Annotated in this window: 17 protein-coding genes; 7 read left to right on the plus strand and 10 right to left on the minus strand. The window is 45.8% G+C overall.

What is annotated here, in order from left to right; all coding sequences use genetic code 11:
• Positions 1–26: 26 nt before the first annotated feature.
• Positions 27–536 (plus strand): MarR family transcriptional regulator, encoded by a 510-nt coding sequence (locus VF412_RS14470; RefSeq protein ID WP_331339964.1) that lies wholly within the window; start codon positions 27–29, stop codon positions 534–536.
• Positions 537–624: 88 nt separating this feature from the next.
• Here the strand turns inward: VF412_RS14470 and VF412_RS14475 are convergent, their stop codons facing one another.
• Complete coding sequence (locus tag VF412_RS14475) at positions 625–4,692, minus strand: hypothetical protein (protein WP_331339965.1); 4,068 nt, start codon at positions 4,690–4,692, stop codon at positions 625–627.
• A 211-nt stretch (positions 4,693–4,903) separates the two neighbouring features.
• Positions 4,904–6,103 (minus strand): hypothetical protein, encoded by a 1,200-nt coding sequence (locus VF412_RS14480; protein ID WP_331339966.1) that lies wholly within the window; start codon positions 6,101–6,103, stop codon positions 4,904–4,906.
• Between the two features lie 196 nt (positions 6,104–6,299).
• Between VF412_RS14480 and VF412_RS14485 the strand changes: the two genes are divergently transcribed.
• The 3 genes from VF412_RS14485 (at position 6,300) to VF412_RS14495 (ending at position 8,220) form a co-directional block, all read left to right on the plus strand.
• The gene (locus VF412_RS14485) at positions 6,300–6,602 is read left to right on the plus strand and encodes a hypothetical protein (RefSeq protein ID WP_331339967.1); all 303 of its coding nucleotides are present in this window, start codon (positions 6,300–6,302) and stop codon (positions 6,600–6,602) included.
• 86 nt (positions 6,603–6,688) lie between these two features.
• Positions 6,689–7,558 carry an SAM-dependent methyltransferase gene (locus VF412_RS14490; protein WP_331339968.1) on the plus strand — a complete coding sequence of 290 codons (870 nt, stop codon included), beginning with the start codon at positions 6,689–6,691 and terminating at the stop codon, positions 7,556–7,558.
• A 32-nt stretch (positions 7,559–7,590) separates the two neighbouring features.
• Complete coding sequence (locus VF412_RS14495) at positions 7,591–8,220, plus strand: PilZ domain-containing protein (RefSeq protein ID WP_331339969.1); 630 nt, start codon at positions 7,591–7,593, stop codon at positions 8,218–8,220.
• A gap of 31 nt (positions 8,221–8,251) precedes the next feature.
• Here the strand turns inward: VF412_RS14495 and VF412_RS14500 are convergent, their stop codons facing one another.
• Entirely contained in the window at positions 8,252–8,992 is a 741-nt protein-coding gene (locus VF412_RS14500) for a hypothetical protein (protein WP_331339970.1), read from the minus strand.
• A 32-nt stretch (positions 8,993–9,024) separates the two neighbouring features.
• Between VF412_RS14500 and VF412_RS14505 the strand changes: the two genes are divergently transcribed.
• Positions 9,025–9,744: a hypothetical protein gene (locus VF412_RS14505; RefSeq protein ID WP_331339971.1), complete on the plus strand. Its 720-nt coding sequence runs from the start codon at positions 9,025–9,027 to the stop codon at positions 9,742–9,744.
• On the opposite strand, the gene smpB is transcribed toward VF412_RS14505, so the two are convergent.
• The 6 genes from smpB to pal are packed head-to-tail and all read right to left on the minus strand — an operon-like array spanning position 9,689 to position 13,679.
• Positions 9,689–10,144, minus strand: coding sequence for an SsrA-binding protein SmpB (gene smpB, locus VF412_RS14510; RefSeq protein ID WP_331339972.1), 456 nt, complete (start codon positions 10,142–10,144; stop codon positions 9,689–9,691). The two genes, VF412_RS14505 and smpB, sit on opposite strands and share 56 nt — an antisense overlap.
• Positions 10,141–11,031 carry a 16S rRNA (adenine(1518)-N(6)/adenine(1519)-N(6))-dimethyltransferase RsmA gene (gene rsmA / locus VF412_RS14515; RefSeq protein WP_331339973.1) on the minus strand — a complete coding sequence of 297 codons (891 nt, stop codon included), beginning with the start codon at positions 11,029–11,031 and terminating at the stop codon, positions 10,141–10,143. The genes smpB and rsmA overlap by 4 nt, the downstream gene beginning before the upstream one ends.
• Positions 11,028–12,065, minus strand: coding sequence for a tRNA (adenosine(37)-N6)-threonylcarbamoyltransferase complex transferase subunit TsaD (gene tsaD, locus VF412_RS14520; protein ID WP_331339974.1), 1,038 nt, complete (start codon positions 12,063–12,065; stop codon positions 11,028–11,030). The genes rsmA and tsaD overlap by 4 nt, the downstream gene beginning before the upstream one ends.
• Before the next feature lie 3 nt (positions 12,066–12,068).
• Complete coding sequence (locus VF412_RS14525) at positions 12,069–12,854, minus strand: tetratricopeptide repeat protein (protein WP_331339975.1); 786 nt, start codon at positions 12,852–12,854, stop codon at positions 12,069–12,071.
• On the minus strand, positions 12,851–13,159 hold the full coding sequence (locus tag VF412_RS14530; protein ID WP_331339976.1) for a DUF4398 domain-containing protein: 309 nt from the start codon (positions 13,157–13,159) through the stop codon (positions 12,851–12,853). Before VF412_RS14530 ends, VF412_RS14525 begins: the two co-directional genes overlap by 4 nt.
• 16 nt (positions 13,160–13,175) lie before the next feature.
• Positions 13,176–13,679 carry a peptidoglycan-associated lipoprotein Pal gene (gene pal, locus VF412_RS14535; RefSeq protein ID WP_331339977.1) on the minus strand — a complete coding sequence of 168 codons (504 nt, stop codon included), beginning with the start codon at positions 13,677–13,679 and terminating at the stop codon, positions 13,176–13,178.
• Between the two features lie 111 nt (positions 13,680–13,790).
• Between pal and VF412_RS14540 the strand changes: the two genes are divergently transcribed.
• Complete coding sequence (locus VF412_RS14540) at positions 13,791–16,745, plus strand: hypothetical protein (protein ID WP_331339978.1); 2,955 nt, start codon at positions 13,791–13,793, stop codon at positions 16,743–16,745.
• A 111-nt stretch (positions 16,746–16,856) separates the two neighbouring features.
• A complete protein-coding gene (locus tag VF412_RS14545; RefSeq protein WP_331339979.1) occupies positions 16,857–17,366 on the plus strand; it encodes a hypothetical protein in 510 nt (169 codons plus the stop codon).
• A 112-nt stretch (positions 17,367–17,478) separates the two neighbouring features.
• On the opposite strand, the gene VF412_RS14550 is transcribed toward VF412_RS14545, so the two are convergent.
• Positions 17,479–18,252 (minus strand): serine protease, encoded by a 774-nt coding sequence (locus tag VF412_RS14550; protein ID WP_331339980.1) that lies wholly within the window; start codon positions 18,250–18,252, stop codon positions 17,479–17,481.
• Positions 18,253–18,416 lie beyond the last annotated feature (164 nt).

Below are 18,416 nucleotides of genomic sequence, written 5' to 3' on the forward strand. Positions count from 1 at the left end.
ACGTCCTCAGAAATTGGAGAGAGCCTATGGCTAAGTTATTTCTCACCACAATACCGTCTCAAGAAGAGCTTCATCAAACTGCCTGTCAAATTTTTCCGGAAGCTGAACCGCTCTCGCTTTATAGCAACTTGTTATTCCGTAAAGTAGCAACCGACATTGAGATCAACTATGACAACTTCTTCGCACAGTTTGATCTATCACCTGGACGCTTCACTCTTATTATGTTGCTGAAGAAAAACCCAGCAGGATTAATGCCTTCCGAGCTTGCGCAAAAGGTTGGTGTAACTCAAGCGACCATTTCAGGACTTATCAATAGCCTTGAGAAATCTGAAATTGTGGCCAGAGAGACACACGAAAAAGACGGCCGTGCGTTTGTTATCAAGTTAACTCCGAAGGGAAATGCCTTGATTCAGAAGCTCGCTCCCGAGTGGTATCCGCGCATCATGGGCTTCTGGGCCCAACTGACTCAAGAAGAGAAAACAACTTTGAACACCATCCTTGAAAAGATGTCGAAAAATATGCACCTACTAAAGTAGAGTAAAAATTTTCTTCGCACTCAAAATTAAAAGCCCCGTTTCAACCGGGGCTTTTAATTTTTTAAAATGTTTGGTCTTAGCTCAAACATTAGTTCCAGGTGATGACGACCGAGCCATCTGCTCCCGCAGCTGAGCCCGTTGTATCAGCCGCACTTCCGGCACCCGCAGTAATGACGGCGCTGTTGATGTAACCACCACCACCGCCTCCGCCGGCGCCTGTGGTTGACATGTTATCTGCGGAGCCACCGCCTCCGCCTCCGTAACCGCCGCCGCCGCCTCCACCGCAGTAATTGAATCCAGTAGAACCATATCCTCCGCCACCGCCACTAATACCTATTGATGAAATATTAGTACCACCGACTCCTCCAGAACCATTAGAAGATCCGCCGGAAGCTCCTGAGCTACCTCCGGCGCCGCCATTGATACCATATGTATTATTACCTGCTGAACCGCCAGAGTTGTTGTATCCAGCTCCGCCAGCAGTCATGCCCGAAATTCCTCCGCCCGCAGTGGCGATCGTCGTAGCAGATCCACCAACGCCGCCGGTATAGCTCGCGTTTCCGGTGCCGCCGCCGCCGCCACCTCCCGCGACTGCAAGGATGGTAGAATTGATTTGCACTGCACTCGCACCACCACCACCACCAGCCGCAGTACAACTACTGGTACCACCGGCACCACCACCACCGTACGCATTTGCTGCCGCAGAAACTTTCTGACCTTTTTTACCAACAACGATATTCAAAGTACCTGAAGATGGCAGTTTAAGATTTGAAATCGTAATGCCACCGCCGGCCCCACCGTAAGTTCCTCCCCCACCAGCCCCAAGAACCGTGATTGTATATTTGCAAGCCATGGCATTGGGCGCACTCACAGTCAAAGTCTGGATCGATGAAAGAGATGAGAATGTTTGAGTTCCCGACGTGCATGTTGCAGCCGAGATTGTTGGGCTGCCCGCAAGGACATACCATAGTCCAGACCCATCAGACACAAGCGTTGTATATCCATTTGTTCCGATTGTTGCTTGCTGTCCATTGTCGATGAAGTCAGAACCGCTCGGGCTTATCGTAACATTTCCTGCACGGCCGTTTTTGAAAGTCACCTTGAATCCTGCAGTCACCGAAGAGGCCGCAGGAAGAGTCACAGCCGCAACACCTGTAATCGCATAAATATAATTATTCTCTGTTGTCTGAACTGTGAAATCTGCTGCTTTGCTAACAAATCCGCCCCCACCTGTGCTGGCACTCGCCCAAGCCAAATTGCCAGACCCGTCTGTTTGCAAGAATTGTCCGTTTGTTCCAGCAGTGGTGGGCATCGTCATTGTATATGTTGTAAATGAGGCCGGGGCACGCATTTGAACCGCATTTGCTCCATTTGAGATATTCACACCCTTCGTTGTCGCGATACTTGATGAGTCAAGTTGCAATACTGCGTTTGCTGCCGCATTCGTTGTTGGCGCCACGCCATTGATTTTAGAAACCGTCACAGCACCAGCATTTGTGATAGACACATCACCACTCAAAGAAACAGCCGTTGCATTATTAGATCCATTACCAACCCAGATCTTCGCACTCGCAAGTGAAGGTAAGGTCGTCAGAGGTATAATACATGTCCACGTCGTGCCATTCCATGAAGGAACTTGTCCAGCTGAAGAACACGTCATGTCTGTCATGCCGCCGCTTGCATTGTTAATAACGAGACCGTTCGCAGTGCCATTCGCAAACTTACTTCTTGCTATCGCAGCTGTGGAAGAAACTTTGGCATCAGTGATTGCACCACTTGCAATCGTCAAAGCCCCCGTATTAGCCAAAGTTGCATCACCTGACATCGCAACACCCGTTGCCACATTAGAACTATTACCGACAAATATGTAGGCACTAGTGAGTGAGCTTGTCATTACAGAGGCCCACGACAACACTCCTGAAGTTGTCGATGCTAGAACCATTCCGTTAGAGCCAGGCAAATTACTTGGCCAAGTTAATGTATAAGCGGCGCCAGCTGTAGCGGCAGCCATCGTGACATTTGTCGTGCCATTAGCTAAAGCAACGCCAGAAAATTCAGAAACGCCAGATCCATTTCTCATCACTAGTGTATTGCTACTACTCTGAGCGTTCGCACTTTGGCAAACCCAAGCAGATCCGTTATAGTAAGCAACTTGCCCGGTTGCACAAGACATCCCACCGAGTGTGTCTGTTGGAACGGCAACGTTCACCCAGTTTGTGCCATTGTATTGAAGAATCTGTCCATTCGCTAAAGCAGCAATACTTGTCGCGACACCATTGATCTTTGTCGCGTTCACGTTCGTCAAAGCAGAACCATCAACAGACGGCAATTTCGAAGAAACATCAAGAGCCACAATTTGATTTGCTCCTGTACCAACATTTACTTTTGCTACACCTGAAGATGAATAGACCATTCCAGACGTTGATGCATCTGTGTCGAATTGAACATTGCCTTTCGCAGTGTAAGATGAATCAATTGCAGATCCTCCTGTAGCATCCGCCGCTGGCTCCCAGGATCTTGAAGTGCTATTCCATTTCAAAACCTGACCGTTCGCAGGCGCAATGGCTGTCGAGATTTTCCATTTACTTGTCGTTGTATCCCAACCAATAATTTGTCCATCTACCGTCGGTACGGTGCTGTCGATGGCCTTGCCCTTGAGTTTATCAACACTCAAAGAGCCGAATGAGCCACTGACATCTCCAGCAGCCGCAGGGATATCAGATGATGCTAATGAATTCGAGCCTGAGGTCACACGACCTTTAGAATCTGTTGTCACCTTATAATAAGTCCCAGCGATTCCGGTCGTCGATAATGTCAAGACACCCGATGAATCCAGCGTCGCGTCCCCGGAGACCGTCACAGCTATTGCCTGGTTCGAAGCATTTCCAATCCAAATATTTCCTGATGCCAAAGAGTTCGATTGAACCGTCGCCCACTGAAGATTATTTCCGGAACCCTTTGTAAGCACTTGCCCAGTCGTCCCTCCAGTTGCAGGCCACACGAGATTGTACGCCGTAAATCCCGTGGGGACAGAGAGCGTAACAGTCCCCGCCGTAGCACCGTCACGAAGAATCAAACTATTTAGATCAGCGGAGGCCGCAGCAAATCCGCCAGAACCACTTCGTGAAACAATCGAATTGCTCACATCGGTCGAAGAAACTGGCAAGCAGGTCCATGCTCCGCCAGATTTATAGGCGACATATCCATCTGCACATGGAAGGCTTCCTAACGTATCATTGTCAGTGATTGAAGCGTTGACGAATTTTGTTCCGTCATACTGAAGAACTTGATTTGCGGTCGGCGAAGACAAATTCACAGTCTTCCCTTGGATTTTCATCGCGTTTATGTTCGTCAACGCTGAGCCATCTACCGCGGGCAATTTTGTTGAACTGTCCAAAGCCACAACTTGGTTGGCACTCGTCCCGATATTCACTTTTGCAACACCAGATGATGTATACACCATTCCCGAAGTCGCCGCATCAGTATCAAATTGCACAATTCCTTTTACGGAATAAGTCGAGTCGGAAACACTTCCTCCTCCTCCACCACCGCCGGCGGGGGCTGCGGTACAACCAAAGCCCATCGTTGAATCCCAAGTCAAAAAACTTCCGCTAGTGCAAGATGTGAATGTGGGCTTCAAGGTGAAGTCTGTGCTTTGATAGTTACCAAGTTTTTGTGCCGACAATGCATAGCCCGCGTACGGAACTGAACGAATCGCTATATCCGGAGAAATCGTTTGCCAACTTGAACCATCGTAAAAACGAACTCTTAATTTACGACCATCTGACGATGAGGCAATATAACCTGGAACTGTGGCAGATCCACCTTCGCAATAAAAACTATTTGAATTGTTGAATGCATCTAAAATTGAAAATGTGGAATCAGACGGGAAGCTATGACTTGCGCCAATGGAGACATCGAACATACCGTCCGAGTTGGTCAAGTCAACACCGGCGACTGTTTCATCGTAAATCACACAGCTGCTATAAGGACCGTCAGGCCCCGTGATCTGGAAATTGAATCGTGTCTGATTATACTCAAAACCCGCTCCGTCGGATTTAACAATGCGCCCTTGATAGGTCAACGTCGGTGGACTCGCATGAACGACAAGCGAAAACATGAGACAGGCAAGCAAGTACAAGACAGAATTCCCCATGAAATTTAATTCGGCTCAGGTCCACAGTTATTAGAGGTTTCTTCTGAATTCGTAATGCAAATAAAGAAAACTAAATATAGTTTTGTTCCCAGGAACTCAATTCAAAGAAAAAAGCCCCGTCTGGCGCAGGGCTTTAGTCGTCTTAATTTGATTCGAAAAATTTTGTTTCGTGGATAAAGGCTGCTCTTGCTTCGTCATGAAGAGTTACTGCTTAGTACTCTCCGTTCAGTGTGCAAGACAGAACTTCATCTAAATTCGTGCCGACTGAGTTTTGGAATGGACCGAAGTGATTGTATGATTTGCCCGCCGCAAAGTGAGGGCTCACACAACGATCCGCTGGAGCCTTCAATTTTCCGTTCACGACATTATACGGATGAGTGAATGAAGAGCTCTTTGTGTTGATTTGTACGGAGAACATGCCTGTCACTTTCGCAGCCCCGCAGAAAGCATTGAAGGTTTGCAGCGAGCTTCCCAAAACTCTGATCATGTCACCTTGGCTTGCTTTTGTAGAAACTGTGCACTTCGGGTAAAGCTTGTTCCACTCGCGGATACAAGCCTGCACGTTACCGGCAGAGTTCGGAGTGAATTGGAAAAGACCAATGTTCAATCTAGAGGCGGCATCTTGATAAGGATCTTCATAAAAAAGAACGCTGGCAGGACGACGGTAACCTGCTGGGGCATACTTCGCAGCCACTCGGTCAGAAGTCGATGTATTCGCTGTCGTCAAAGATTCTGTATAAGATACGCACATCATAAACTTCGACCACAATTTAGAGGCCTTTACGTAACCTTCGCGGTCACCGGCTAAAGCGGCACGACGATAGCTGTTCATTGTATCTACGAATGTATTTGCTTTTTTAATTGTGGCTGCCGAAGGGATCTTCTTACCACCCAAAGTTGTATTCAAAGTATCCGCAGTCACATTACACAGCGGATGAGAGATCAAACTGTTTGGCGTATAAGTGCTTTCATCGCTGCTAAGACCATAATAAGATCCCACGTAACCCAGTCCCGCCTGTGAAGGATGCATTTTCACTTCTACCGCATAAGCGATGCGATCAGAAAAACGATCCTGGCCGTCAGGAGTTGTATCGCAAGCGTCAGTTGTTTGTCCTTCTTGTGCATTTCTTTCTGGAATCAATTCACGGTAAGATTGGAATTTAGAATCAACCAGACTTCCGACCGGGTAAGAAACTTCAGTGAAAACATTAAAGTCAGCAGGCGTGATAGAACCCGTGTAAGCTGCTGGCTCGCGAACAACTGGTGTTGAAGGAGTTGTCGTTGTTGACCTGTCCGTCGTATCCGTTGTGTCTGTCACCGGCGCTTTCGCCATCGCAAGCGCTTGAGAAGAAATCAAAGTTGTTACAAGAAGACCCATCAAGATGTTCGTTTTTTTGGCTTGTGTTTTCATACCTCCTAGATCGGAGGTAGGTCTTGCGACTTAAGGCTTCCTAGACCATTTTTCCTGTAAAATAGTCTTGTTTAAAATAATGTAGAATTACTATGCAGAGAGGAACGCGACCATAGCCTAGTGAATATTCAAGAACCGCTAGAGGAAATCCGATAGGAGATCGATACCAATTTACTCATAAAAAGGGAGTATCAAGATGAGTCAGCAATATGATGTACCGAACCTCTATAATTTCCTAACTCACACACCAGAGGGCGGTCTCAGAAAAATGCTTGTAGATAATAAGCCATTCACGGAAGCCCATTTCAATTTGATGATGAAAGTTGTCCGTGGTTGCAACGAATCTCAGTTCACTGAGCACTTCGAGAAACAAGACTTCCCGAAGGTAAAAATGGGCCCTGCAGACATTAAACTAAAAGAAAAATTCTGGGCGGATGCGATGACGACATGGAACAACCGTGGACTTCTGACTCCGGCTGTGGCAACTAAAGCAGCATAACGGCGAGTGCCGAGGATGTCAGTGCGCTTTTCGCGCAGACTGGACTGCTTTAGAAAATGATAGCCTATTTAGCCACCGAAAAATTTTTGCCTGAACTGCTGAAGGAACTTAAAGACGTCCAATCAGTTCACGGCAGTCTGGTTCTAACCAATGGGCCCATTCAGAATACTGTTTGGGCCCAAAATATTTGGTTGAACGCCGAAATCATCCCATTTGAGTCTATCTCTCAAGCCGCGAAAATTCTGAAAAGCAAGGGTAAGCTTTGGGCTCACTATTCTTTTGAAAATCATCGCCGCACAGAGCTGATCCAAGAACAGCTTCCAAAACTTCGTTCCCGAGTTATGAATTTCTTGGGAGATCTCCCTAAGGATCCGATCGGTGCCTGGACCTTGCTTGATAAGAACACATTGCTTGTTTCCAGTGAGACCAACTCCCCTTTTCCTTTGGGAAATATTGAATTTAATGAAGATAAAAAGACACCGCCATCCCGCGCTTATCTAAAGCTGTGGGAGCTTTTCACAGTTTATGGCGTTAAGCCGTCTCCAGGTCAGCGGGTTGTGGACTTCGGTAGCTGCCCAGGCGGATGGACTTGGGTTCTTCAGCAGATGGGTTGCAATGTCGTCAGTATCGACCGCGCGCCACTGGATGAGAAGATCGCCAAGCTTCCTCGCATTCAGTTCATGAAAACTAACGCATTCAATGTCAAACCTGAGGACATTGGTGCCATTGATTGGTTTTTCTCGGACATCATCTGCTATCCGGCGAAATTATTAGAGCTCGTGAAGAATTGGCAAAGTTCAGGACTATGCGCGAACTTTGTTTGCACGATAAAATTCCAAGGTAAGACCGACTTTGAAACTTTAGCAGAGTTTCAGCGTCTAGAGAATGCGCGTATCCAGCACTTGCATCACAACAAGCACGAGGTCACCGTATGGATAAGGAAGTCTTCTCCCTAATTAGTAAGGAAGAAGAGAAAATTAAACTCTTCATGGATCTAGCACATATCCGTGGCGAGCTTCTTTGCAAAGGCAGCGATGAAAATCTTGTCCAACTGCGCGTGACCAACTATAACGACAAATCCCAGTTCATCGAATGCGATCGTGAGTCCGCTAATGCCGCTTTAAAAAATAACGAAGAATTTGTGGGCTATTTCTTTTTAGGCGGAGAAAAGTATTATTTCCAAGGTGCCGCACTGGTTCACTCTGGAAAATATTCTCTACCGCTTCCGAAAGAACTTTACCATCTTCAACGCCGTCAAAACTATCGCGTGAAGGTGCCTGCAAGTTATCAGTCCTCTTACAACATCGTGAGCGTTAATGGGTCTCCAAAAACTATCGTAGGACAAGTGGCCGATCTTAGCAGCCAAGGGTGCCGCGTGGTTTATCGTATGGACAATCCGCTGATGAAGGTGGGCGACAAGGTTGTCGGCCACCTGATAATTGGCAAGCGTGCACCTCTAGAACTTCAAGGTGAAATTCGACACATAAAAGTCGACGAGGGCAATAAAGTAATTCAGACTTTTGGAATTAAGTTCACACCACTCCAATCGGTCATGGAAAATAAACTTTTCGCAATCACACTAGAAATCCACAAAGAACTCTTCAAACGCCCATCATAACCAAGCGCATCGCAAAAAGGTACGGCGTACCTTATTCGTTTAGGTTGGTTGGGGGTTGGTTTTTTAGGTCTTTGTATTCTTCGTCGACTGATTTTTCCAGATTCTTGCGTTTTTCTTCCGCTTGTTTCTTTAGGTCCGCCCGAGTTTTTTTGTTTTCCTCATAGCGTTTTGTGTAGTCGCGATGAAGCTGGTTGAACTCATCTGTTTTAGAGCGAATGTAATCGTCGAAATTCTTTCTTTTATCGCGCATATCATCTTCAAAGGCATCGCGCTTTTCACGCTGGCCTTCATAGAAGTCTTTGCGTTTTTCTTCAAGATTATCGAAGAATTCCGTGCGCTCTGACGAGGAGGTTTTTTTCGCGATAAAGTCCTTCCGTTGATCGCCTTGCTCTTTCGTAAATGTCTCGCGCTCTTTCGCTTGGCCTTTTTGGAAATCCTCGCGCTTCTTCGTCATGTCTTTATTAAAAGTTTCGCGCTTTTTATTGATGATGGATTGAAATTTACTGCGCACATCTGAAGGCGGTACTGTCACGTCCGTCATCATCTGATCCATAAAAGCTTTCTCATCGTTTTCTTTTTTTATTTCTGGCGGGATGTCCTTACGCAGTTTATCGAATGCTTCGCGGTCTGCCTTCAAAGAGTACTTGTCGTCTACCAAAGTAGAATCATCACTTGCATGCACCAGAGGAGCTGCAGTTATCAAAAGTAAAATTAGGACCAACGTCTTAGCAAATCCGGACGCCTCAAATGATCTAGCCGTTGATAAGCTCATTTATGTTCTCCTTACGAGCGACAAACCTGATTATGTCTTTTATTGAGAGTAATTGGACTCTCAGAAAAACTCAACCCACCGATAAGGAAGATATGCTTTACGGAAGAAGAGTGATCGAGCCTCAACGCGTTCCACACGGACATGGTCCGAAGCGCTTCATTTTGAACAAGGCCTTCCAATACAAATATTGTTGGTACATGATCACAGCCGTAGCCGGCGGAGCCATTTTATTTTTACTTCCCGCCTATTACTTCATCACGCAAAATTATGAGCTATTCAAAAGTCTTGCTTACGATGTGCAACCTCAGCTTGTAGAGCATCTTGAGCGCGAAGTAACATGGTTACAGGTCTTCTTAGGTGTGGCATTCGCATTCATCACAGGCGTGACTTTGTTCTTAAGTATTCGCATGACGAAAAATCTTTTGTCACCTCTGGTGACAATGGAAAAACACATGCATCAATTGATGTTGGGACAGTGGAATATTCCCGATTACCACATCCCTGACGAAGACGACTTCCGCGATCTTTCGATGACTTATGATTATTTCTATCGTTCATTGAAAGCAAATACCGAGACAGAACTTCGCTTGCTCGAAAAGCTAAGCATCGATCCGCAAAACCGTGAAGCCTATGCTGCATGGAAAAACTTGCTTACCATCAAACGTTCACGCTTGGGCATAAAAGAAGAGTTTATTTCTAACGAGAGCGTCGTAGAGTTGAGCGAATTTGATCGGAAACGTCGCGTTTCTTAATCGCCTCACGCTTATCATGGGTTTTCTTACCCTTCACTAAAGCGATCTCTAATTTAGCACGGCCTTCTTTAAAATAGATTTTCAAGGGTACGCACGAGTACCCTTTCTCGCGTAAAGCACCATAGATTTCTTCAAGCTCTTTACGATTCAAAAGAAGTTTACGTAAGCGTTCTGGCGCATGGTTATTATAGCTTGAGGCTTTATATTCAGCGATATGAGCATTTTGCAAAAACGCTTCGTCACCGCGGAAGCTGATGTACGAGTCTTTCAACTGCACGTCTTTCGCGCGCAAGGCTTTCACTTCACTTCCCATCAATACCAGACCCGCCTCGTAGGTTTCTACGATGGTGTAATCGAAACGGGCTTTTTTGTTTTCTTGAATAATCAAGATGTTGCTCATTCAAATCCAAATTTCTGGTAAAGCTTCACAAACTGAACTGGGCTGAGTTCTTCAGCGCGGGCTGTCTCTTTAAATCCAAGCTCGGCAAGCCAGCCAATCAGCTGCTCTTCTGTTAGCTTTTTTTGGTTTAAAAGACCAGATAAATTTGACTTCAGAAGCTTACGTCTTTGAGCAAAACCCGCTTTGACGAAGGTTAAAAAGGCTTTGCGGTTCTTTATTTCCGTTGGAATGCGAGTAAACGCTAAAACACGACTATTCACCTTTGGCGGAGGAGAAAAATCCCTTGGCCCCGCCTCTGTGACCATTTCTGTTTTCCAGAAGGTTTGTGCAATCACACTGAGGAGGCCATAATGCTCACTCTTTGCAACCGCACGAATTCTTTGTGCCACTTCCTTTTGGAACATCAAAACCATGTGCTGAACACCGACCTCGTCCAGCGATCGCTCAATCACGATACTTGAAGAAATTTGGTAGGGAAGATTGCTGACGAAAACGATGTTTCGAGTTGCTCCAGCTTGCACCCCTGCCGGGATTCCAGTTCTGCCGGTTTCCGCCGAACTGCCGACGGGGGTTGAATAAAATTGTTCCCAATCCAAACGAAGAGCATCTTCTTCAATAACCGGAATACCTTGTTCGCGCCAGTAAGCCGCGATCACACGATCCAACTCAATCAACTGAAGTGGCACTTCCATTTGTTTTAGAAAATAAGTCAAAGCACCAGGGCCTGGCCCCACTTCAATCAATGAATCGGGCTTAAAAGCTTTTACTTGATCGATGATTCGACCGATCACCACATCGCTGACCAAAAAATTTTGTCCTAGGGATTTTTTGGCAGTGACGCCTAGTTGCTCTAGTGTCGCTAACAATCTTTCACGGGCTTGGCTCATCTAAAATCCGATGCAAGGGCTTGAGGCGATGGCCCCAAATCAATATTCGAAGTTTCACCGCGGGCCATGCGCAAGGCACCCACGTACCCAATCATTGCTGCGTTATCTGTGCAGTAACGAATTGGTGGAATCACCAGACGAAGACCTTTTTTCGCCGCGAATTCTTCAGCACGAGCACGCAAACGAGAATTCGCGCTCACCCCGCCAGTCAAAATAATACGCCTTGCTTTGTAGGCCTTCGCCGCTTTTTCTAATTTAGCAATCAACACATCCACGATAGCTTCTTGGAAAGAAGCGCATAGATCTGGAAGATTTTCTTTCACGAGGTCCGGTCCCATTTGCTCAAGCATACGTTGGCCAGAAGATTTTAGACCGGAAAAGCTCATCGCAAAAGTATCATCGTGAATCATACTGCGTGGAAACTCATAGGCGTGGGGATTTCCGGTTTTTGCCAGCTGATCAATGCGCACACCGCCTGGAAAACCAAGGCCTGCCATCTTTGCAAACTTATCAAAGCATTCCCCAGCAGCATCATCTTTTGTTGCCCCGAGCACATGGTATTCACCCAAAGCCGTGATGTGATAAAGGCTCGTGTGACCTCCACTGATTGCAAGTCCCACGTAAGGATAATCAAAGTCCTCGGGCGGAGCATACTGTGCATCTTTTAAAAACGGAGCAAGCAAGTGCCCCTCCAAGTGATTCACACCTAAGAAAGGAAGGTGCTTCGCTTGCGACAAGGATTTCGCAGTCACAAGTCCAACGATCAAAGCGCCAATCAAACCAGGTCGATTGGTCACAGCGATGCCTTGAACATCGGACCAATTCATACCAGCTTTTTTAAAAGCCTCTTCGATAAGTGGAATTAAAGCGATGGAGTGATTGCGAGCAGCGATTTCAGGAACGATACCGCCGTACATTTCATGTTCCAGATCTTGAGAGGCCGCCACCACAGAGTGCACCCAACCTGAGCGATCGACGATCGCTACGGAGGTATCATCACAACTGGTTTCAATGGCTAAAACTCTATCAATCACTGGTTATTTTTTTAATCCTTTAAGACGGATCTTAGCACGACGGGCCTCATCTGACTTAGGAAATTTACCAACAACCTCGTCATAGAACGTCTTAGATTCGTCTTTCATACCTAATTCTTGGAAAGAAACGCCAATTTTGTAGGTAGCATCCGCAAATTTCGCCCCTTTTGGGTTTTCGTCGCGGTACTTTTGAAATTGGAGAATTGCTTGCTTCCAGTCCTTCTTATTGAAGAACTCTTGGCCATTTTCATAAGCGTCTTTATCTTTAGAGTGGCGAGATGACTTCTCAGTCGCCGCTTGAGCAGCAGCCGCAGCCTGAGCTGCCTTCACAGATTGCAAATCCGTGTTCAATTGAAAAATCTCTTTTTCCATTTTGCCCAAGGCATCTTGCAACAAAGCCACTTTTTGATTCAAATCTTGGTTTTGTTGCTGTGAAGCTTTCAAAGCAGAATCGATACCAGAACTGTTTTGCCCCAACTTATTTTCGATCACATCCACGCGACCGTTCAAGTTGCGCATAGAATCTTCGATGTCAGCGAATCGATTGCCTACATCAGCGTTAGATTTCTGCAAAGTTGTCACTTGTTGTTGCATGACGTTTCTTTGTTCGTTTTCACGAACGTCATTTCGAGTCTGAAGACAGCCTGTCAACATAAGGCCGGTCATTGCAGCCACAAAGAGATTTTTTGGAAAGACCAGATGCAAGGCGCGACGAGGAAGGTGTACTCCTCGTACATCGGCGAAGAACAATGCTGTCAGCTGGTTTTTCCAAAAAATCTCTAACTTCATAGAACATCTCCAGTTCTTTGACGAATCAAACGAGCAGAATTCTCCGCTTTTTCAGCAGAAATTCTAGCACGAACAAATTGTTCTTTCGCTTTACTATAATCGCGGTCGTCATAATAAATACGACCTTTACGGTAGGCTTCTTCAGCCTGATGCCAGTACCCAGGTGAATGTCGGGCGGCTTGAACAGAACGGGCCGCATCAATAGCGGCCCGAGCCAATGAGTAGTCTTCAATGGGTGCAGGAGTAGTTTGACAACCAAGGATCACAAGAAAAAGTGCTCCGACGAATAGTCTAACTAATCTCACTTCTCACCCTTCGAAATTACTGAGCTGGTACGAAGTTAGCGCGACGGTTTTTCGCGTAAGCCTCTGCAGAATCACCAGTTGCGATTGGTTTTTCTTTACCGTAGCTGATTGTGCTCAAACGAGATTCAGGGATACCAAGGCTCACCATGTAAGCTTTTACAGCGTTCGCACGACGTTCACCTAGAGCGACATTGTACTCGATCGTACCACGAGCGTCACAGTGACCTTCGATTTGAACTTTTACGTTTGCGTTTTTCTTCATCCAATCTGCATTTTTAGCGATGTCTTTTTTCGCCTCAGCATCCAAGTTCGATTTGTCGTAACCGAAGTGAACAGTTACAAGTCCATCGATTTTACCAGAGTCAGAACCCATTGGGTCAAAGCTCAATGGAGCTGAATCAATTGCAGTAGATTGGCCTGTTGGCGCAGTCTCGATGTTATCGTTAGATTGTGTTTGTTTAGATTTACAACCTGCTACAAGAGCGCAAGCAACAAGACCAAGAGCCAATTTACGAACCATGATGTCCTCCTAGGAAGTTCGAATCTATATGATTAAGGAAACTTTAATTTATAGCAGTCCATTGTCAAACCTTAGATTACCAAAGTGGACTTGCGTTAGCTTGGATTCAGTATGCGCAATTATTTAATGATCTTGTTCATCCTCATCGGATTTAATTTTTTCGCTCCAATCTCTTACGCGCAGTGGGAAGTTCGTCCTGAAATTAAGTGGAAAGTAATCCACAGCGAGCACTTTGATGTGATTTATAATGCTGGGCAGCAAGATTTGGGTCTTCTTTACGCAGAAAAACTCGAGAAAGCTTACTTCCAGCTTAAGGAATTCTTTAGCGAAGCTCCGGAAAGACTCTCTGTGGTCATAAATGATAAAACGGATTTAACAAACGGTTATGCGACTCGCATTCCTTATCCTCACATCATGGCTTATCCTGTTATGCCGGGACCCGAAGACAGTTTGGCCGATACGGGTGATTGGGCCTTCGAACTTTTAGCTCACGAGTACACGCACATTTTAAATTTCGAACCCGCTCGCGGCATCATGAAGCCGTTGCGTTTTATCTTCGGGAATATCATCGCGCCAAATCTACTTTTACCAACATGGTGGAAAGAGGGTTTGGCTGTGCAAATGGAAACGCGCCTTGGAAAACATGGCCGTCTTCGTTCGATCTATCAAGATGCCTCGATTCGTGCCATGGTTGATGATGAAACATTCTTCACTTTTGATCTCGCGCAGGTCAATGAAGTCATGCCATCATGGCCTGAAGGAGCTCGTCCTTACTTGTTTGGCTCTTTGATGTGGAGTGAAATCATCGCCGAACACGGCGACAAAGTGATCGATGAAATCAATCAACGCCAAGCGGGTCGTGTTCCATATTTCGTCGAGCAACCGGCTCGTGATTACTTCGGCAAAAATTATGTCACCCAATATGGAGATGCGTTAAAACAGACCTCTGAATTGGCCTTGGAGCAATTAAAGACTTTACGCGAAGTAAATCCAACTCCGGCCGTTATCGCCAAAGACAGCTACCAGTATTTGAGTGCGCCAGCGGTTTCTCCGGATGGAAAAAAATTGGCAATGATCACTCAAGATGACAGTAAAAATCGCTCGGTAAAAATTCTTTCCCGTGATGACCTAAGCCAAAGTTTTCTTGATTCCAAAAAAGCCGACACCATCGAGAAATTTGACCAGAACTTAGCGCCACCGATGCAAAATGACGAACCGATGTCTGGCAGTATTCAACGTGTCAGCTGGTTTCCAGATTCAACTCGTTTGATTTATGACAAGATCAATTTAGTAAATCGTGTGGAAAGTTTTTCGGATCTGCATGTCTATAACTTTGAAACAAAGAAAACAGAAAATCTAACCCGTGGTCTAAGAGCTCGCGAACCCGCAGTCTCCCCTGACGGAAAACTTGTGGCATTTATTAAACTTTCAGGCGGGAAAACACAGCTTGCGACTTTAAAACTGGATGCTGTGAAGAAAACTTATCACATTGTCTTCAGTCCCGCTCTTGAAGAACGTGTCTCTTATCCGACGTTCATCGACAATCACGATATTGTCTTTTCATACAGAAATGCCATCGGTGAAGAGCATTTGTATCGCTACAATGCCGAGACAAATAAAGTTTCAGAAATACTGAGCCAATTCCCCGATGCGCGTTTCGCAAAAATGACAAGCGAAGGCTTGATCTTTACCTCAAGTCGCAACGGCACTCATAACGTTTATTTGGCGTCGAAAGACCTTTCAACCGCTCACCCCATAACACACACCCTGACTGCTTACTTCATGTCGGATTTAGATCCTTCTCGCAAAGACTTGTTTGCAACAACAATGACTTCTGGCGGATTTAAAATCGCAACCATGCAAAAAGAAGATTGGGAGAAAACCCCAAAAGACTTGCCTTATATTAAACCCTTAATGAACGATCGTTACCCTGCTGTGACGAATGACTCTGAGGCAACGAACACGGCAAAGGGATTGGTTGCGAAGGCCGACATTTCTGATTACTCCCCTTATCATTATTTGTGGCCTCAATATTGGATTCCGTTCATTGTGAGTTCTTCCAGCGACACAGGCCTTGTGATTCAAGCGCAGACTTCGGGATTTGATCCTTTGAAAAAGCACTCGTACACGCTTTTGGGATCTTGGGATACTTTGATTAACAAAGGCAGCATCGTGGGTTCTTATTTGAATCAAACGACTTCATTGCCTTTCGTAATCGGTGCTTATCATACGAGTTCTTACTTGGGCGATGTGAATAATCAGATCGAGGACTCGTCTATTAGCGCGGCCGTTTTGCCTGACATGTTCTGGATGTCTCGTTACGCAAGCTTGCAAGTGGGCGTTCAGCACTTTGAAAGAACGACGGAAACTCCGACAGGAAATGCTTCCACAAAACGCATGGGGCCGTTTGCGATGTTGGCCTACACAAACTATACACAGGCTGGTGCGCAGATCTCTCCCGAATCAGGATTGGGTGTTTATCTTGGAGCTTATGACTATGTTCCTTACGAAGATTATCTGCATACTTGGCAGTTTCTCGTCGGCGGTGAAAAATACTTTAGTTATTTTCTGCCAAAACATCACGCCCTCATGGTTCGAGCAAAGGGCGTCTATACCGTGGACCGCATTCCATCGGTATATGGGGTTTCAACCGACTCTTTGGTTTATATTCCTGATAACCCGCTGCCTGAATACATCATGCGCGGCTACCAACGAGGTCAGTTCTATGGGCGAAACCTAGTGAACGTGAACTTGGAATATCGTTTTCCATTCTGGAATATTTATGGCGGTTCAGGAACAGATCCTTTATTTATTCGCAGGATTTCTGGCGCCTTGGTGGGCGACGGAGTGGCCGCTGACGGCATTTTCTTAAATGACCAAACTGGAGTTGCCGAATCCATCAGTATGAAACGCTCCTTCTGGAGTGCGGGTCTTGAAGCGAGATTTGAAACTACCGTAGGCTATTCATTCCCGGTCACTCTGGTTCTTGGCTTCTATCAAGCCTTCAATGGTGGTGCAGGCCCCGAAAATGTCGTGGGAACAGCCCTTCAAATCAGCGGACTTTAATCTTCATCGCGCCGAGCCAAACTACCCAGTCTTGACAAAGCGCGAGGCCCTCGAAATTATTGAAGATAACGACAACTAGCGGCGAGGATGTTGCCTGTTGATGGAGGGGTCATGGAAAAGATCAGCTGGATTAAAGAACTTGTGAAAGCTGAACAACAAATGGAAGAGTCGGGACTCGTTGATATGAGTTTCGGTTTCGACGCTGATAAGATTCTTATCAACGAAACCATTCAGTTCTTGCTTGAGCTTAAGACGGAATTTGTAGACGCCTCCACTTCCTTTAACGAACTGAAGCCCTCAGCTTTGGGTCGAATCAAAATCTACGGCATCGCTAAGACGCACGCGGATTTCATGTTGTTCCGTAACGGTTTCAAAATGATTTTCTCTTTGAAAGCTCCGGGACAAATCAGCATCCGTTTCAACTTCATCGGTACAAACTACATTCCAACACCAGGTTCAGAAGCTCAAGCGGCTGCAACAAACGTGATGGATGAACATATTGTAGAAGCTAAATGGGGTGCTTTCGGCGAGATCATTTGGACTTACCAAAACCAACCATTGAAATTGGAATACATGGTTCGCCACTATCTGACCCTTTTCATTAAAGAGTCTTCGAAGTAATTCTGATTTTAAATTTTAGAAAATAAAAACCCACAATCGCAAGATTGTGGGTTTTCTTTTTCAGCCAACCTCCCCCTCAGAAGATGGGCTGAATGTTTCAATTGGCTTGAAACTATTTTGCGTTAGCGTTGATCCAATCAACTGCTGCATTTACTTTAGAGTAGATGCCTGGATAACCTGCGCGAGCGCAACCACGACCCCAGCTCACAACACCGATCAAGTATGTTTGACCGTCGTCACCTTTTGCTACAAGTGGACCACCAGAGTCACCTTGGCAAGAATCTTTACCACCATCCGCGTAACCAGCACAGATCATGCGGTCCGTGATTTTGTTAGAATAAGATTTGTTGCATGAATCGTGAGATACCAATGGAACGTCAACTTTTTGCAAAAGATTTGGCAAAGAGTATCCGCCTTCGCTTGTTGTACCCCAACCCGCAACAGTCGCCATCACAGGAGTGCCATCGTCAGAGATAGCGATCTCTGACGTGTTCAACGGAACTGGAGTGTAAGAAGAGTCTTTAGAAAGCTCGATCAAAGCGTAATCCCAATCAGTTGTAGAAGAATTGTACGAAGGATGAGCGATGATGCGTTTCGGAGCGATGAATTCTGCATTCGCAGTTTGTTTTTGATCGTGAAGACCAATCACGACGTTTTTAATAGTTCCGCCCTTTACACAGTGAGCAGCCGTCAACACCCAGTTCTTTTTGATCAAAGAACCACCGCAGAAGTGACCGTAAGAAGCAGCTTGTAGAGATACGATATATGGGAATTCGCCGATAGCAGCTTCAGAACCGCCAACGATTTTTCCTGTAATCGGAGCTGCTTGAACAGCGCCCGCAGCGAAGATAAGACCCGCGACCAATAGATGGTTTAATACTTTCATGTTTTCCCCTCTTTAAGTTTTGATTCATTCAAAACAACCCATTCAGGATTGAGGGTTTTAGACTTAGGTTCAAACAAAAGCAGGACCTAGTCCTCAATTTCTGGTCCTAAAGACAGTTGCTTTTTAGCAGAAATTAAATTTTGTGAATTATGCGGGAAATTTAT

Source organism: Bdellovibrio sp. (genome assembly GCF_036384735.1).
Taxonomy (GTDB): Bacteria; Bdellovibrionota; Bdellovibrionia; order Bdellovibrionales; family Bdellovibrionaceae; genus Bdellovibrio.

Bases quoted from the DNA above. Each gene is read 5' to 3' on its own strand.
- pal (WP_331339977.1), bottom strand. From the start codon at position 13,679: ATGGTTCGTAAATTGGCTCTTGGTCTTGTTGCTTGCGCTCTTGTAGCA.
- VF412_RS14540 (WP_331339978.1), top strand. From the start codon at position 13,791: ATGCGCAATTATTTAATGATCTTGTTCATCCTCATCGGATTTAATTTT.
- VF412_RS14480 (WP_331339966.1), bottom strand. From the start codon at position 6,103: ATGAAAACACAAGCCAAAAAAACGAACATCTTGATGGGTCTTCTTGTA.
- VF412_RS14470 (WP_331339964.1), top strand. From the start codon at position 27: ATGGCTAAGTTATTTCTCACCACAATACCGTCTCAAGAAGAGCTTCAT.
- VF412_RS14525 (WP_331339975.1), bottom strand. From the start codon at position 12,854: ATGAAGTTAGAGATTTTTTGGAAAAACCAGCTGACAGCATTGTTCTTC.
- VF412_RS14550 (WP_331339980.1), bottom strand. From the start codon at position 18,252: ATGAAAGTATTAAACCATCTATTGGTCGCGGGTCTTATCTTCGCTGCG.
- rsmA (WP_331339973.1), bottom strand. From the start codon at position 11,031: ATGAGCCAAGCCCGTGAAAGATTGTTAGCGACACTAGAGCAACTAGGC.
- VF412_RS14500 (WP_331339970.1), bottom strand. From the start codon at position 8,992: ATGAGCTTATCAACGGCTAGATCATTTGAGGCGTCCGGATTTGCTAAG.
- VF412_RS14545 (WP_331339979.1), top strand. From the start codon at position 16,857: ATGGAAAAGATCAGCTGGATTAAAGAACTTGTGAAAGCTGAACAACAA.
- VF412_RS14485 (WP_331339967.1), top strand. From the start codon at position 6,300: ATGAGTCAGCAATATGATGTACCGAACCTCTATAATTTCCTAACTCAC.
- VF412_RS14495 (WP_331339969.1), top strand. From the start codon at position 7,591: ATGGATCTAGCACATATCCGTGGCGAGCTTCTTTGCAAAGGCAGCGAT.
- VF412_RS14505 (WP_331339971.1), top strand. From the start codon at position 9,025: ATGTCTTTTATTGAGAGTAATTGGACTCTCAGAAAAACTCAACCCACC.
- VF412_RS14475 (WP_331339965.1), bottom strand. From the start codon at position 4,692: ATGGGGAATTCTGTCTTGTACTTGCTTGCCTGTCTCATGTTTTCGCTT.
- smpB (WP_331339972.1), bottom strand. From the start codon at position 10,144: ATGAGCAACATCTTGATTATTCAAGAAAACAAAAAAGCCCGTTTCGAT.